We start from the raw sequence: 15,532 nt of genomic DNA, 5'->3' as shown, positions 1-15,532 counted from the left end.
AGCCAGGCTGCCACAGGTGCGGGTGCCTCCGGCATGTCGAGCTCGAAGGCCATCACACGGTGGAAGCGTGACAACGCGTTCCACATGCTGATGCACATGACGAGTTCCACCAGCTCCGGTGCGTCGAACATGCGCTGCACGTCGTCGCGGACAGACGCTGACACGCCCGTGGGGCTGCTTTCCACGGGGGCCTTCGGAAGGGCGACCGTCATTTCCTCGGCCAGCTGAAGCGCCAGTCGCTCCTGCTCGGTGAAGCCTTTGAGCTCGCCGCTCGCAACGGCCGCGAGCTCATCGAGCTCCACCCCCTTGGCCAGCGCGGACGTGCAGCGGTGACTCGCGGTGTAGCGGCAGTGGTTGAGCACGGCGATGCGTACGGCGACCAGTTCCTTGATGCGCTGCTCCAGCGCGCCCGGGCCGTTGAGCTGCCCGAGGAACGGAAGGTACTTGGCGAGCAGGCCGGGGCTGTTTCCGATACCTGCCCAGGTGTTCAGCACGTCGCCGTACATGTTCACCCCCTGTGCGAGGGCGGGTTGGTCGACGGATGAGAACTGATCGGATGCGAGGATCGGCACCAGAGACACGAGAATTACCTTTCGACGGGTCCTGCCGGGAATCGGCAAGTTCAGGGGGAGGGCGGGGCGGACTCCTGGAGTGTGGCCCTGTCTGCAGGCCCGGGCCGGCGATGCGGTGAAGCGTCGGACTTCCGCAGGCCGATCACGATTCCCATCGTGGCGTTGAACCACGGCACGAGGAAGGTCAGGGCGACGCGAGCCGTGAGTGCCCACGTGAACGGGGCCTCCCGGACCTGCGAGTACAGGTTGACCATGAACAGAGTCGACCCGACTATCAGGGCGGCCGTGGTCGTCTGTGCCACTGCCTTGCCTCGTACGGCACCGCGCAGCGCCACACTCCAGGCGACAGGGGGAGTCTTCGCTCGGGGGTCTTGTTCGGGCAGGCTCATTGCGTCCTTCAACTCTGGAGACCCGCTGGGCAGCGGCCGCACCGTCGACGGGCCGATGAGCCACGGACCGGGTGAAACTCATCGTGTGTGGCACAGCGTGTTGACCTTGCCCGCTCGGGCCGAGGCCGCACCGTGTCCGACAGGCCGGGCGGCGGTACCGGCACCGTCCCGCCGACCGGCGAGGCGGCCGGCGGGTGCGTGTGCCGCGTCTCCGCGTACTCGGCCCCACCCACTCGGAGGCACTGGGGGAGACGCACGTGCTCCCTGCGGAGAAACCCCTTCACGTGCCCTGCCCCATCGGGAGGCGTCGGCGGCTCGCGTCCACCTGGGCCAATGGGCGGGGTACAACCGTCCGGTCAGAGGGCGGCGGCGTCGTTCTTGTGGCTGGACCGGGTTCCGGCGGGGGTGTTGAGATGCGACTGGGAGTCACGCTGGGTCGACAGCGGTCCCGAGACGGTGAAGTAGCGCTGGCCGGCGACGAGAAGCTCCTCCGCCGGGAACTTGGTGATCACCTCGCACCCGTCCGCGGTCACCACGAGCTCCTCCTCGATCCGGGCAGCGCCCCAGCCGTCCTTCGACGGCCAGTAGGTCTCCAGCGCGAACACCATGCCCTCTTCGAGCACCTCGGGGTGTTCGAGGGACACCAGCCTGGAGAACACCGGCTTCTCCCAGATCGACAGCCCGACACCATGGCCGTACTGGAGCGCGAAGGCCGCTTCCTCGTCGGCGAACCCGAACTCCTGCGCCGTCGGCCACACCGACACGATGTCGGCCGTCGTGGCTCCGGGTCGGACGAGGCTGATCGCCTCGTCCATGTACTCACGGCACCGTGTATAGGCGTCGCGTTGGGCGGAGGAGGCGCTGCCGACGGCGAACGTACGGTAGTAGCAGGTCCGATAGCCGTTGTAGCTGTGCAGGATGTCGAAGAACGCGGGATCGCCTGGCCGCACGATGCGGTCCGAGAAGACGTGGGGGTGCGGTGCGCACCGCTCCCCGGAGATCGCGTTGACCCCTTCGACGAACTCCGAGCCGAGGTCGTAGAGAGTCTTGGCCACCACACCCACGCACTCGTTCTCGCGCACACCCGGCCGGAGGAACTCGTAGAGGTTCTCGTAGGCGGCGTCGACCATCGAGCAGGCGTGGGTGAGCAGATGGATCTCGTCACGTGTCTTGATGCGCCGGGCCTCCAGGAACACCTGCTGGCCGTCCACCACCGTGATGCCCGCGTTCTGCAGGGCCATCAGGACCGGGAGCTCGATGACGTCGACGCCGAGCGGCTCGTCCAGGAGGCCGTAGAGCTCGAGCTCGTGCTTGATCTTCCGGGCGACGGAGTCGGCCATCCCGACGAGGGGGTTGATGGCGCCACGCAAGGTCGAGATGCCGGCGCGGGCGCCGCTCGGGTTGCGGGCGTCGGCGCCGTGGTGGGCTCCGTGCGGATCGCCGTCGGAGTGGGCTTTGGAGTAGTCCAGCCAGGGGTTGTACAGCTGGTGGTGCTTGGCGGCTGAACCGAAGTCCCAGACGATCGGCTCGCCTCCCCTGACCAGCAGGGAGAAGCGGATCATCTTGTCGATCGCCCATGTGCCGATGTTGGTCGAGGTCATGTAGCGGATGTTGGCGAAGTCGAAGGCCAGGACGGCGCCGAGGTCGGACTGCTCCAACGACGCGCGCAGACGGGCCAGCCGCTCGTCGCGGAGCCTGCCCATGTCGACTCGGGTTTCCCAGTCGACTGCATTCGGTCCAAAGGTCGGTATCGCCATCACAAGTCCTTTGCCAGGCGGACAGTTGCGGGTAGGGGAGACGCACGCGCACCGTCTGCACTCCGCATGGTGCCGCGTGTTCAGTGTGACTTAACACCTGGAGGGTGGGCGGCGTCAACCATCGGTGGCGCGGGGCCCGCTCGTTACGAGCGGCCCTCTCCCCGCGCGTCCATGGGACGCCAGACGGGGGCCGGGCTCTCGGTTCCCGGCGCACCGCCGCCGCCGGCGATCACATGCCACAGGCCGCTCGCCGGCTCGTCGCTCTCGTTCACGTACAGGTGGGGGACCGCGGAGTCGAAGCTGATGGACGAGCCGGGTTCGAGGTGGTGGGTCTCGAACCCGAGGCGGACGGTCAGGCGCCCCGACATCAGGAAGCCGTACTCCCGTCCATGGTGACTCATCAGTCCTCCGTTCGTGGAGGAGCTGCTGCCGGGTGGGTAGGTCACGAGCAGCGCGTCGACGAGCGGGTCAGGGCTGGGCGTGAGCCGCTCCCAGGTGACACCGCTGTCCATGACGAGGACAGCCCGTTTCTCGGGCGTCACGACGGGCGTCGCGACGGGCGACGCAGGGGCCGCCGGTGGGCCGGGACGGTGATCCGTCCCCGGTCCGCCGAGGAGTTGGTCGAACGAGATCGAGAGTTCGGACACCAGGGCGTAGAGGGTGGCCACCGAGGGTTCGCAGTGCCCGTTCTCGATCTGGGACAACATGCTCGGTGAGATGCCGACGCGGCGACTCAGTTCACGAACGCTGAGCTTGGCCTCGGTGCGAGCGGTGCGCAAGCGGGCGCGTGCCTCGGTCTCCACGGGTGTGTTCCCTCCTCGATCCCCGCATGCGGCATGCGGGCAGTCGTCGACAGACGTCGGACGTTGCCCGAGGCTGCTGTGCAGTAATACTAAACGAGGGGGAAGGTGTTCGGCAGTGCTCGGCCGCATCAGGCTCGCTTCACGAACGTCACCTCGGCGTGGGTACCGGTCCGTGCTGAGCTCATGATCGTGATGTTCCGGTCCTGACACACGCGAAGCGTGTGAGGGTGACGGTCGACGTAGCCGAGATAGAGCCCCGGTGCGGGGCGCGCGAACTCGGACGAGATCAGCAGCCGGCCCTCATCGCCAACGACCGCGGGAAGCGCGTGGGAGGCTCCCAGCAGGTCGGCGGCCTCTTCCACGTCGCCGTCGAAGATCAGCCGGCGGATGCGTGTCGATGAGATCGGCTCACCGGCCGGGCCCCGCCTGACGAGCGGGACGACCCGGGTGCTCAGCTCGGGATACTGATCGAAAGTGGTTGTCGTCCCGGCGCCCCGGGCGCCGAATCGAAAGCCCTGGCCGACACTGACGGACTCCGCACCCAGCCGGTCGACAAGGACGCCTTCGACGAAATCCTCGGCGGACAGGCGTGACCAGGCGTGGTCGAACGGGACGATCGCCACGCGCCGGATCCCCAAGGCGCCGAGCTTCTGGAGTTTCCGCCGGCGATCGCTCAGCAGGCCCGGTACCTGGTGTGGCGCGAGCACCTGCATGGGATGAGGGTCGAAGGTGAGCACTGTGTCGCACCCGCGCAGGACCTGACGGTGGCCGAGGTGAACGCCGTCGAAGGTTCCGAGCGCGACATTGGCGCGTGAGCCTGTTCCCGCGGTGCGGCGACTGCCGGTGTCCCGTTTCCCGCGGGGTATCGCGATGCTGAGGACCTCCATCACTCACCTCTCCTTCAGCCTCGGAGCGGCTGAGCGCAGGCCAGTGTGTGCCTCGCGCTGTTAGCCGTTCGGAAAGCGCGAGGCGGCCCCACGATTCGCGTGTGAAACCCGCGTTAGCCGTGCTTGCAGCGGCCTCGGCGCTTCGGTCCACTCTCTGGCAGAAGCAACGAAGCGCACTCACTGGAGGAACCGAACATGGTCGCAGGTTGGAACTTGGAGGGCCGCACGGCTTTCGTGACCGGTGGTAGTCGAGGCCTGGGCTTCGCCATCGCCCAGGCGCTGCTTGAGCGTGGCGCCAAGGTGGCGATCGCGGCCAGGGACGAAGCGGCCGTCAAGGCCGCGGCCGGTCGTCTCACCGATGGAGCCGGCGCCGGGGACGTACTCCCTGTCGTCATGGACGTCACCGACGCGGACTCCGTCAACAGCGCGCTGGCCGAGGTGCACGCGTGGCAGGGCAGCATCGACATCCTCGTGAACAACGCGGGGCCGCAGCTCGCGCCGTCCACCCTGGAGGGCGTCGACGCGACGGTCGTCGCGGCGGCCTTCGACACGAAGCTGATCGGCTTCCTGCGCGTCTCGCAGGCCGCGCTCCCGTTCCTGAGCCGCAACGGCAGGGGCAACATCGTCAACGTCGTCGGCGCCACCGCACACGCGGTGATTCCCAACACCGGCCCCACGGCCATCGTGAACGCGGGCGTGGTCGCGCTCACGAGCTACCTGGCGACCGAGGCGGGTGCCAGCAACATCCGGGTCAACGCGATCTCCCCCGGAATGACGCGGACCGAGGGCTGGCTCACCAAGACCGAGGCCATGGGCAAGCAGCAGGGCAAGAGCGCCGAAGAGGTGCAGGCCGGCATGGCCAAGGGGCTCGGCATTCGCCTCGACCGCTGGGCCGAGCCCGCCGAGATCGGCGCCGCGGCGGCGTTCCTGGCGTCCGATGACGCCTCCTATGTGACCGGTCAGGTGCTGCGCGTCGACGGCGGGCTGTCGAAGCCCGTCGCCTGATCCCGGGCACCAGGGCAAGCGCCATCCAGGGTCCGCACTCACCTTGGATGGCGCTCCTGGTTTGCGTACCCGAGGGTCCGCCGAGTGCTCTGCAACATCGACAGCCTGGAGTCATGGGAATGTTGATCGGAATCGTGAGCGAAGCCCGCCGCGGCGAGACGCGCGTTGCCGCGACTCCCGCCACGGTGGTCCAGCTGGTGAAGCTGGGGTACGACATCGTGGTGGAGCCGGGGGCCGGCGCATTGTCGAGACTCCCGGACGAGGCGTATGCCGAGGCCGGTGCGCGCATCGGTGACCCGCTGGCAGCGGACGTCGTGCTCGGGGTGAACGCCCTCTCGACGGAGCAGTTGGACGGATTGAAGCCGGGTGCGACGGTCGTCGGCATCATGAGCCCGGCGCTGAACCCCGCGCTGGTGGAGGACCTGACGAAGCGGCCGATCACGGCGTTGGCGATGGATGCGGTGCCCCGCATCTCGCGGGCGCAGTCATTGGACGTGTTGTCGTCGATGGCGAACATCGCGGGCTACCGGGCGGTCGTCGAGGCAGCTCATGCCTTCGGCCGGTTCTTCACCGGCCAGGTGACGGCCGCGGGCAAGGTGCCGCCGGCCAAGGTCCTGGTCTGCGGTGCGGGGGTGGCAGGACTGGCCGCGATCGGTGCGGCGGGAAGCCTCGGTGCCGTCGTGTACGCCACCGACCCGCGGCCGGAGGTCGCCGAGCAGGTCAGGTCGCTGGGTGGCGAGTACCTCTCGGTCGAGCCCGAGGACGCCGGCGAGCTGGAGGTGTCGGCGACGGGTTACGCCAAGGAGATGTCGCAGGACTACAACACCCGCGCGGCCCAGCTGTACACCGACCGGACCGCCGAGATGGACATCGTGATCACGACGGCACAGATCCCGGGCCGGCCCGCGCCGACGCTGATCACCGCGGAGATGGTGGCCTCGATGAGGTCGGGCAGCGTCATCGTGGACATGGCCGCCGCGAGCGGCGGCAACGTCGAGGGCATGGTCAAGGACGAGGCGGTGGTCACGGCCAACGGGGTGACGATCATCGGCTACACCGACCTGCCCGGCCGGTTGCCCGCGCAGGCGTCCCAGCTGTACGGCACCAACCTGGTCAACCTGATCAAGCTGATGACCCCGGACAGGGACGGCCGGCTGGTTCTGGACTTCGACGACGTGGTGCAGCGGTCGATGACCGTGGTGCGCGACGGCGAGTCGACCTGGCCGCCCCCCCCGGTCCAGGTGTCCGCCGCTCCGGCGACCGCTTCCGCCTCGGCACCCGCTGAGGTGAAGCAGGCCGGTCCCCAGACCAAGTCACCGATGTCCACCCGGCGGCGCTACACGGCAGTCGGTGCCGGCGCCACGGCGTTGTTCCTGCTGACGGCCCTGTCCCCGTCGGCGCTGCTCGGACACCTGACGGTGTTCGCGCTGGCGATCGTGATCGGCTACTACGTGATCGGGAAAGTGCACCACGCCCTGCACACGCCTCTGATGAGCGTGACCAACGCGATCTCGGGGATCATCGTGGTCGGCGCCCTGCTGCAGATCGGGCACGGTGAGACCCCGAACGGCGACGCGGTCACGGTGCTGTCGACCATCGCGATCCTGCTGGCCTCGGTCAACATCTTCGGTGGCTTCGCCGTGACCCGCCGGATGCTCTCCATGTTCTCGAGAAGCTGAGGGGCCCTGTCATGTCTGATCTGATGACTGTCGACACCGCCGCGGCAGCGGCCTACATCGTCGCGGCCCTGCTTTTCATCCTGGCGCTGGCCGGGCTGTCCCATCACGAGACCGCCAAGGCCGGCAAGACCTATGGCGTCGGCGGCATGGCGGTGGCCCTGGCCGCGACGATCGCGCTGGCGGTCCACCGTGACATCTCCGGAGTCGGTCTGGCGTTGATGATCGGCGCCATGGCAGTCGGTGCCGCGACAGGCCTGTGGCGGGCCCGGGTCGTGGAGATGACCGGGATGCCCGAGCTGATCGCCTTGCTGCACTCCTTCGTGGGTCTGGCCGCGGTGCTGGTGGGCTGGAACGGCTACCTGCACGTCGAGTCCAGCCTGGACGGCACGGTCAGTGCCGAGGCCAAGGTGCTGGAGGCCCAGGAGCTGCTCGGGATCCATTCCGCCGAGGTGTTCATCGGCGTCTTCATCGGCGCGGTCACCTTCACCGGCTCGATCGTGGCGTTCCTCAAGCTCTCGGCACGGATCAAGTCGTCCCCGCTGATGCTGCCCGGCAAGAACTACCTCAACCTCGGTGCCCTGGCCGCGTTCGCGGTGCTGACCACGTGGTTCGTGATCGACCCGACGCTGTGGCTGCTGATCGCGGTCACGATCGTCGCGCTGGCCCTGGGCTGGCACTTGGTCGCCTCGATCGGCGGCGGTGACATGCCGGTCGTGGTGTCGATGCTGAACTCCTACTCCGGCTGGGCTGCCGCGGCGTCGGGATTCCTGCTGGAGAACGACCTGCTGATCATCACCGGCGCCCTGGTCGGCTCCTCGGGTGCCTACCTGTCCGCCGTCATGTGCAAGGCGATGAACCGGTCCTTCCTCTCCGTGATCGCCGGCGGGTTCGGCATCGAGGCCGGCCCGGCCGACGACAAGGACTACGGCGAGCACCGCGAGATCACCGCCGAGCGGGCCGCCGAGCTCCTCGGGTCCGCCAACTCGGTGATCATCACCCCCGGCTACGGCATGGCCGTGGCCCAGGCCCAGTACGGCGTCGCCGAGCTGACCCGCAAACTCAGGGACCGAAACGTCGACGTGCGCTTCGGCATCCACCCGGTCGCGGGCCGGCTGCCGGGCCACATGAACGTCCTGCTCGCCGAGGCCAAGGTCCCCTACGACATCGTGCTGGAGATGGACGAGATCAACGACGACTTCGACGACACCACCGTCGTCCTCGTCATCGGGGCCAACGACACCGTCAATCCCGCCGCTGCCGAGGACCCGGCCTCACCCATCGCCGGGATGCCCGTCCTCCAGGTCTGGAACGCCGAGAACGTCATCGTCTTCAAACGCTCCATGGCCTCCGGGTACGCCGGCGTCCAGAACCCGCTCTTCTACCGTGAGAACTCCGCCATGCTCTTCGGCGACGCCAAGGACCGCGTCGAAGACATTCTCCGAGTCCTCTGACACCCGGGCGCGAACCCAGTAGTGACGCGCCGTTTTCGACAAACAGACCAGAACCAAGTGAGAGGACTCGGATGATGAATGGCGAGGACAGCGTCTGGAGCGGCGCCGTAGAGCAAGAAGTGGTCGGCGCCATCAGCGTCTTGACCATTCGCAACGGCGAGCGGAACCTGCTGAACCCGGGCATGCTGACCGACATCCGCACCCGGTTGCAGGAGTGCGACGACAACCCGGACATCCGCGCCGTCCTGCTCACCGGCGCGGGTGACACCTTCTGCGGCGGTCTCGACATCGGTGCCATCAGGGCGGGTGCGGACCCGGCTCTGTTCGGCAAGGCGTTGATGGAGACCCTCCGGATCTTCCCTCGTCTGGGATTGGCTGTCGCGGCCGCCGTCAACGGCGACGCGCTTGCCGGGGGTGCCTCGTTCGTCGCGGCCTGCGACTTCGCCGTCGCGGTGGACAGCGCGCGAATCGGCACGATGGAGGTCAGCGCCGGGATGTGGCCGATGATCGCGCAAGTTCCCCTCATCCACCGGCTCGGGCCGCGCGTGGCGATGGAGAACATAGGTTCCGGCGAGCCGTTCACCGCCGCGAGGGCCCGAGAGGTCGGTCTCGTGCAGGCCGTGGTCGAGGCAGGCCGAGCAGCTGAGGTCGCCCGGGAGTGGCTCGACAAGGCACTGAGGGCGGCCGGTGCGGGTGCCCCTGGCCGTCGCTCCGTCTACGAGTTCGCCTCGATGTCGTACGACGACGCGTTCGACGCGTCGCTGTCACGATTCACCGAGCTCTTCAGCCGCTGAACACTTGGCGCTGTCGTCAGGGTGACGTGCGCTGATCCTTGCGGTATGCCCGATCACCGCGACCTGGGCGTACGGCCCACAGCTGACTCGGCACCAGAAAGCCGGTCCCTCTCCGTCCGCCGGAACCGCGGTGCCGCTGCCCACGCCGACCGGAACGCCTCCCGCAACCTCGTCCGCAAGGGCGAGGTTGCGTGGTTTGTGTGGCTGGTGCGGCCTGCGGGTCGTGAGTCGCGTGCCCCTGCCACCCCGCGCGGAGTAGGCGACGACGGACAGGGCCTGGTTGTCCGCGGAGGAGCCGGCGACGAGTCCCGTGGTGCGGCCGCGGTGCCGACCGGGGGCGATCCCGGCGATCAGGACCGTGCGTCGGCCGGCTCAGAGAGCGGCGCGGGAAGGGGCCAGGCCGGATGACCTCGTGACGGTGCGCGAGGAGCCGACAGGCGATGCCAGGCCCCTTGCGCACAGCCCGAGGAAACCGACGCTTCCCGTCAGCCCTTCCAGACCGTCTTGAGGTTGCAGAACTCCCGGATGCCTTCCGCGGCGAGTTCGCGGCCGATACCGGAGTCCTTGATGCCGCCGAAGGGCAGCTGGGGGTAGGAGACGGTCATACCGTTGACGAAGACGGCACCGGCCGCGAGACGGCTGATCAGGAACCGCTCCTCGTCCGGGTCGGTCGTCCACACCGACGAACTCAGGCCGAAGGACGAGTCGTTGGCGAGCTTCACGGCCTGCTCGACGTCGTCGACCCGGTGGACCACTGCCAACGGGCCGAAGGCCTCCTCCCGGTACACACGCATCTCGGCGGTGACCTCCTCCAGCACGGCCGGCTCGAAGAACCACCCCTCGGTTCCGACCGCCGACCCGCCGCACCGCAGGACGGCACCCTTCGCGACGGCGTCGCCGACGAGGTCGGCGAGCTCGCGCCGGCCGGACTGAGTGGCGATCGGCCCGATCTCGGTCCCCTCGTCGAGCGGGTCGCCGACGGTCAGCGCCTTCATGCCCGCGACGAAGGCCTCGACGAACTCCTCGTACACCTCCGTGTGGACGATGAACCGCTTGGCCGCGATGCAGGACTGACCGTTGTTGGTCGTACGAGCGGTCACGGCGGTGCGGGCGGCCGCGCGGATGTCGGCGGAAGGCAGCACGATGAACGGGTCGGACCCACCCAACTCCAGCACGACCTTCTTCACCTCGGAGCCCGCGACGGCGGCGACCGACCGGCCGGCCGGCTCCGAACCGGTCAACGTCGCGGCGGCGACGCGCCGGTCGCGGAGGACTGCTTCGACGTCGGCCGCTCCGATGAGGAGCGTCTGGAACGACCCGACGGGGAAGCCCGCTCGTTCGAAGAGCTGGTCGAGATACATCGCGGACTGCGGCACGTTCGAGGCATGCTTGAGCAGGCCGACGTTGCCGGCCATCAGCGCGGGCGCGGCGAAGCGAATCACCTGCCACATGGGATAGTTCCACGGCATCACGGCCAGGACGACGCCGAGCGGCTCGTAGCAGGTGTAGGCGGCCGAAGCTGAGACCGTGCTCGGGTCAGCGAGTGGCTGGTCGGCCAGCAGGCTTTCGGCGTTGTCGGCGTAGAACCGCATCGCGTAAGCGCACTTGAGGACCTCCCCGCGCGCTTGCGTGATCGGCTTGCCCATCTCGATCGTGAGCATGCGCGCCGTGTCGGCTGCCTCGGCCTCGACCAGGTCGGCGGCTGCCCGCATCCACCGGGCGCGAGTGTCGAAGTCGGTTGCCCGCAGTGTCGCGACCGCGGCCTCCGCTCGCGTCAGCCGCTGATCGACCTGTTCCTTCGTGAGTGAAGCGAACTCTTCGATGAGCTCACCGGTAGCGGGATTGACAGTAGCGATGGGCACGGCGCTCTCCTTGTGGTGTGGAGCCTTCTATGAGTCTTGATTGGATCCATCGTAGGGTTCGCGGAAATGGTGTGCCAAGGGGAATGCGGGGTGATCCCTTCCACTCGCCGTCAGTTGGATACAATCTCTGGGGCGCGTGCCCATCTGGGAACAGTTCACGGTGCGCTGAGAGGGCTGGCTGCGTAGCTCGGGCGCACAGGGGAGGGACGGCCGTCGCGGTCTCCAGCTGCTCGACTGTTCGGCTGCGAGGCGTCGCAGGCTCCGTAAACCCGTGGTTCCCAGGGTCGATGGCTGAAGCGGACGCTTCTTCGCACGCCGCGCACCACGGGACGGTCCGCGCGCGCCCAGTCCGGGGCACGCGCGTCGGCATCCCCTCCCCGAGTCAGGCGCTCAGGAGGGAACTTGAGAAGGCCTGCCCCGGTTGGCGCGCTCTTGGGCGGCACGGTTTTGGTGCGGACGCCGTTGCGGGAGTCCGCCCCGCGTCACCGCTTTTCGGCGAAGAGTTCGGAGTGGGCCGTGAGTTCGACCCTCGTGCGGCGGATGTGCCCCGTGAGGTACCGCTCACCGTCCTCAGGGTCGCGGCGCCGCACGGCATCGAGGATCAGCCGGTGTTCGGCGTTGACGATCGTGGCCCGGTCGGGGTCCGTGAGCACCATGAACGCACGGCGATAGTGCTGGGTGGAGTTCCAGAGCCGCTCTGTCATGGCCAGCAGGTGGTCGCTGGGACACCCCGCGTAGGTCGCCATGTGGAAGTCGCGATCCAGAAGAAGGAACCGGTTGACGTCGTTCTGGCTCTCGATCTCGTCCTGGATGCGTTCCAGGCGGGCGAGGTGGTGATCAGTGAGATGGGGAAGACTCTCGGCGAGGGTCAGCGGCTCGAGTCGCTCGCGCATCCGGTAGTACGTGTTCACGTCCTCGAGGCTGAGCACCGGAACCCGCGACCCCCGATTGGGGAACGACTCGGCGAGACCCTCGGACTCCAGGATCCGCAGCGCTTCGCGGACCGGGATCCGGCTCGTGCCGAGGCGCTCCGCGAGTTCGTCCTGGCGCAGCCACGTGCCGGGAGTCAGCTCGCCGGCGAGGATCTCCTCGCGGAGGGTGCCGGCGATGCGCTGACTGCTGACACTGTCCGACCCGCGCGGATCGCGAGCGTGCTCAGGAGTCAAGAGCGGTCACCTCTGAACGTTGACGGGTCGCGGTCGAAGGCCTTGCCGCCAGGATAAGACACCAGCTCGAACTGCATTCCCCACGGGGAGAGGAAGTAGACCCACCGCTGCCCCTGCGACGGTCCGGCGCTGACGGTCGGGTCGCCCAGCACGGGAACGTCCCTCGCTCTCAGGAACGACACGGCCTCATCCAGGTCCTCGACGTACAGGGCGACGTGGTGACCGCCGACGTCACTGTTGCGCGGGACGACCTTCTGCTGCACCTCCGTTCGGTACTCGAAGACCTCGAACACGGCCTGGTCGCCACACCGGTAGAAGCGCAGTTGGCGCATGACCGCGCGCGCGTCCACGTTCAGGTGCTCCGGCATCCAGTCGTCTGCCGAGCTGAACGGGCCGAGCGAGTACAGGTACTCACAACCCAGGACGTCCACGAGCCACGTGTGTGCCTGCTCGAGGTCCGGCACCGTGAATCCGACATGGTCCAGGCGCATGAGGCCAGGTAGAGCCATGATCTTCCTCCTTTGGATACAAACAGTCCTCATGGTGGCGCCTGCGGCAGTGAAAGTCGAGCGGAGTCTTGAAATTGGATCCAACTGTGTGGCAGGGTCGGGCGCACTCCGGACCTATTGAAGGGGGCTCCCGATGCCTGCGGAACACACACTCGAAGCGAAGGCCGCGTGGTCGGAGTTCGTCGTCACTCAGGACGACTGGGACGCCGCGGCTCCCGACCTCTTGACGGGCATGTTCAGTCAGCTGGTGCTGATCAGGACCTTCGAGGAGTACGTCCTGGAGCTTGCCGCGGACGGGCTCATCCACGGCCCCGCGCACTCCAGCATCGGCCAGGAGGGCGGCGCGGTCGGTGCGTGCTTCGCCCTGGCCTCGGAGGACACCGTGAACGGGTCACATCGTGGCCATCACCAGTTCCTCGCCAAGGTCCTCGCCCATCTGTATCCGAAGGGCCTGGATCCCACGAAGCCGTTCCCGGAGGATGTGCGGGCCGTGCTCCTGCGCAGCCTGCGTGAAATCTGCGGACTGGACCAGGGCTTCAGCCACGGGCGAGGCGGCAGCATGCACCTCCAGTGGCACGAGGCCGGCGCCATCGGGACCAACGCGATCGTCGGTGGCGGGGTACCGCTCGCGGCCGGATCCGCGTGGGCCCACAAGAAGGCCGGCACTGATGCGGTGACCTTCACCTTCTTCGGCGACGGCGCGATCAACATCGGTTCCACGCTGGAGACCTTCAATCTCGCGGCCGCGTGGTCGCTGCCCTTGTGCTTCTTCGTCGAGAACAACCTGTACGCCGTCTCCACCCACGTGTCCGAAGTCACCGCCGAGCCAAGGCTGTCCGGCCGCGGCCCGGGCTTCGGTATCCGGAGCTGGAAGGTGGACGGCATGGATCCGCTGGCTGTGCACCTCGTGACGCAGCAGGCCCTCGCCCATATGCGCAGCGGCGGCGGCCCGACGATGATCGAAGCCGACGTGTACCGCTACTTCCACCAGAACGGTCCCTTTCCCGGCTCGGCGTTCCGGTATCGCACCAAGGAAGAGGAAGCGCAGTGGCGCGCGCGCGACCCGATCGACACCATCGTGGATCACCTGGTGCGACGCAGAATCCTCAGCAAGCGGGCGGTCGCGGAGACGATCAAGCGCGCCAAGGCTCTGATGTCCGAACTCGGCGACGTCCTCCTGGAACCGCGGCCGGGCGGCAAGCCGGGTGAGCGGCGCATCGTGCCCTCGGAGTGGCCGGACCCGGCCTTCGTCGACGAGGGCATCCGGGGCGACCTGTCGGAGTTGGCCGAGATCGAGTTCACCGACGCCGAGGACTTCGCTGACGGCTTGACCGATGTCAAGTTCATCGGCGCCGTCGCCGGGGTGATGGGACGCCGCCTGGAGACCGATCCTCGCGTCGTGGTGATGGGAGAGGACGTACACAAGCTCAACGGCGGCACCAACGGTGCCACCCGAGGCCTGAGCGAGCAGTTCCCCGACCGCGTACTCGCGACGCCGATCTCGGAGAACGCGTTCGCCGGTCTCGGCGGCGGACTGGCCCTGGACGGCCGGTTCCGCCCGATCGTCGAGTTCATGTACGCCGACTTCATGTGGGTGGCGGCGGACCAACTCTTCAACCAGATCGGGAAAGCCCGCCACATGTTCGGCGGTGAGGGCAAGGTACCGTTCGTCCTGCGTAGCAAGGTCGCCATGGGTACCGGTTACGGATCACAGCACTCGATGGACCCGGCCGGCATCTTCGCGACGGCACCGGGCTGGCGCATAGTCGCTCCGTCGACGCCGTTCGACTACGTAGGCCTGATGAACACGGCCTTGGCCTGTGATGACCCGGTCGTGGTGCTCGAGCACGTGGATCTGTACAACTCGACCGGTCCCGGACTGGCGGAGAACTACGACCACTACCTCCCGGTCGGCAAGGCCGCCGTACGCCGTGAAGGCGCGGCGCTGACCATCCTCACCTATCTGTCGACGACGCAGGCCGTTCTGGACGCCGTCGAACAGACGGGAGTGGACGCCGAGGTCATCGACCTGCGCTGGCTGGACCGGGCCAGCCTGGACTGGGACACGATCACCCAATCCGTGAGGAAGACCAACAACGTGCTCATCGCCGAGCAGGGCGCTCTCGGCACCTCCTACGGCGGCTGGCTCGCGGACGAGATCCAACGCCGGCTGTTCGACTGGCTCGACGCCCCGATCGAGCGCGTGACGGGTGGCGAGGCGTCGCCGAGCATCAGCAAGGTTCTGGAGCGTGCCGCGTTCGCCTCCACGGAGGAAGTCGTCGCCAAGCTCCTCGAGATCACGCAGGGGCAGAACAATGGCTGAGGTTCTCCGCATGCCCGAGGTCGCCGCCAACATCACAGAGGCGATCCTGGAATCCTGGAATGTCGGCCTGAACACCCCCTATGCGGCCGGCGACACGATCTTCACGGTGGAGACCGAGAAGGCCGCGGTCGACGTGGAAGCCGAGAGCGACGGCGTACTCCTGCGCCTCCTGGTGGAAGCGGGCACGACAGTGGCGGTGGGTACACCCATCGCAGTCTGGGGGGCAAAGGACGAGTCGGCGTCCGAGGTTGACGCCCTGGTGGCTTCGGTGGGTGCCGGTGTGACGGCGAGGGCGGCTTCCTCGCCCTCGGCGCCGGCGAGGGAAGTGTGGGCGC

At 67.9% G+C, this 15,532-nt stretch carries 14 protein-coding genes; 6 read left to right on the top strand and 8 right to left on the bottom strand.

Going from position 1 to position 15,532, the window contains the following annotated elements:
- The 5 genes from ABZV34_RS34245 to ABZV34_RS34225 form a co-directional block, all read right to left on the bottom strand.
- Positions 1 to 581 (bottom strand): carboxymuconolactone decarboxylase family protein (locus ABZV34_RS34245; protein ID WP_356285539.1); only part of this gene is annotated, 581 nt, incomplete at its 3' end.
- Between the two features lie 41 nt (positions 582 to 622).
- Positions 623 to 961, bottom strand: a complete 339-nt coding sequence (locus ABZV34_RS34240) for a hypothetical protein (protein ID WP_356285536.1) — start codon at positions 959 to 961, stop codon at positions 623 to 625.
- A 356-nt stretch (positions 962 to 1,317) separates the two neighbouring features.
- The gene (locus ABZV34_RS34235; protein ID WP_356285533.1) at positions 1,318 to 2,718 is read right to left on the bottom strand and encodes a Xaa-Pro peptidase family protein; all 1,401 of its coding nucleotides are present in this window, start codon (positions 2,716 to 2,718) and stop codon (positions 1,318 to 1,320) included.
- Positions 2,719 to 2,861: 143 nt separating this feature from the next.
- Positions 2,862 to 3,521 carry an XRE family transcriptional regulator gene (locus ABZV34_RS34230; RefSeq protein WP_356285530.1) on the bottom strand — a complete coding sequence of 220 codons (660 nt, stop codon included), beginning with the start codon at positions 3,519 to 3,521 and terminating at the stop codon, positions 2,862 to 2,864.
- A gap of 128 nt (positions 3,522 to 3,649) precedes the next feature.
- Positions 3,650 to 4,408: an FAD synthetase family protein gene (locus tag ABZV34_RS34225; RefSeq protein ID WP_356285527.1), complete on the bottom strand. Its 759-nt coding sequence runs from the start codon at positions 4,406 to 4,408 to the stop codon at positions 3,650 to 3,652.
- 195 nt (positions 4,409 to 4,603) lie between these two features.
- Here ABZV34_RS34225 and ABZV34_RS34220 point away from each other — a divergent pair, with 195 nt between their 5' ends.
- The 4 genes from ABZV34_RS34220 (at position 4,604) to ABZV34_RS34205 (ending at position 9,337) form a co-directional block, all read left to right on the top strand.
- Positions 4,604 to 5,413, top strand: coding sequence for an SDR family oxidoreductase (locus tag ABZV34_RS34220; protein WP_356285524.1), 810 nt, complete (start codon positions 4,604 to 4,606; stop codon positions 5,411 to 5,413).
- Between the two features lie 119 nt (positions 5,414 to 5,532).
- Positions 5,533 to 7,092, top strand: a complete 1,560-nt coding sequence (locus ABZV34_RS34215; RefSeq protein ID WP_356285545.1) for a Re/Si-specific NAD(P)(+) transhydrogenase subunit alpha — start codon at positions 5,533 to 5,535, stop codon at positions 7,090 to 7,092.
- A 23-nt stretch (positions 7,093 to 7,115) separates the two neighbouring features.
- On the top strand, positions 7,116 to 8,543 hold the full coding sequence (pntB, locus tag ABZV34_RS34210) for a Re/Si-specific NAD(P)(+) transhydrogenase subunit beta (RefSeq protein WP_356285542.1): 1,428 nt from the start codon (positions 7,116 to 7,118) through the stop codon (positions 8,541 to 8,543).
- Between the two features lie 140 nt (positions 8,544 to 8,683).
- Complete coding sequence (locus ABZV34_RS34205; RefSeq protein WP_356285521.1) at positions 8,684 to 9,337, top strand: enoyl-CoA hydratase/isomerase family protein; 654 nt, start codon at positions 8,684 to 8,686, stop codon at positions 9,335 to 9,337.
- Between the two features lie 485 nt (positions 9,338 to 9,822).
- Here ABZV34_RS34205 and ABZV34_RS34200 read toward each other — a convergent pair whose 3' ends face one another.
- The 3 genes from ABZV34_RS34200 to ABZV34_RS34190 form a co-directional block, all read right to left on the bottom strand.
- Positions 9,823 to 11,199 carry an NADP-dependent succinic semialdehyde dehydrogenase gene (locus ABZV34_RS34200; RefSeq protein ID WP_356285518.1) on the bottom strand — a complete coding sequence of 459 codons (1,377 nt, stop codon included), beginning with the start codon at positions 11,197 to 11,199 and terminating at the stop codon, positions 9,823 to 9,825.
- Between the two features lie 482 nt (positions 11,200 to 11,681).
- The gene (locus ABZV34_RS34195) at positions 11,682 to 12,365 is read right to left on the bottom strand and encodes a GntR family transcriptional regulator (RefSeq protein WP_356285515.1); all 684 of its coding nucleotides are present in this window, start codon (positions 12,363 to 12,365) and stop codon (positions 11,682 to 11,684) included.
- Positions 12,362 to 12,874: a VOC family protein gene (locus tag ABZV34_RS34190; protein WP_356285512.1), complete on the bottom strand. Its 513-nt coding sequence runs from the start codon at positions 12,872 to 12,874 to the stop codon at positions 12,362 to 12,364. Before ABZV34_RS34190 ends, ABZV34_RS34195 begins: the two co-directional genes overlap by 4 nt.
- Positions 12,875 to 13,007: 133 nt before the next feature.
- Between ABZV34_RS34190 and ABZV34_RS34185 the strand changes: the two genes are divergently transcribed.
- Together ABZV34_RS34185 and ABZV34_RS34180 are read left to right on the top strand one after the other, a co-directional pair.
- Entirely contained in the window at positions 13,008 to 15,197 is a 2,190-nt protein-coding gene (locus tag ABZV34_RS34185; protein WP_356285509.1) for a thiamine pyrophosphate-dependent enzyme, read from the top strand.
- Positions 15,198 to 15,207: 10 nt separating this feature from the next.
- Positions 15,208 to 15,532 (top strand): lipoyl domain-containing protein (locus ABZV34_RS34180; protein WP_356285506.1); only part of this gene is annotated, 325 nt, incomplete at its 3' end.

The sequence above is a fragment of the Streptomyces sp. NPDC005195 genome (assembly GCF_040608315.1).
In the GTDB taxonomy this organism is placed as follows: domain Bacteria; phylum Actinomycetota; class Actinomycetes; order Streptomycetales; family Streptomycetaceae; genus Streptomyces; species Streptomyces kaempferi.
The sequence above is the reverse complement of the archived record's forward strand: the minus strand, read 5'-3'. Positions and strand labels throughout refer to the sequence as shown.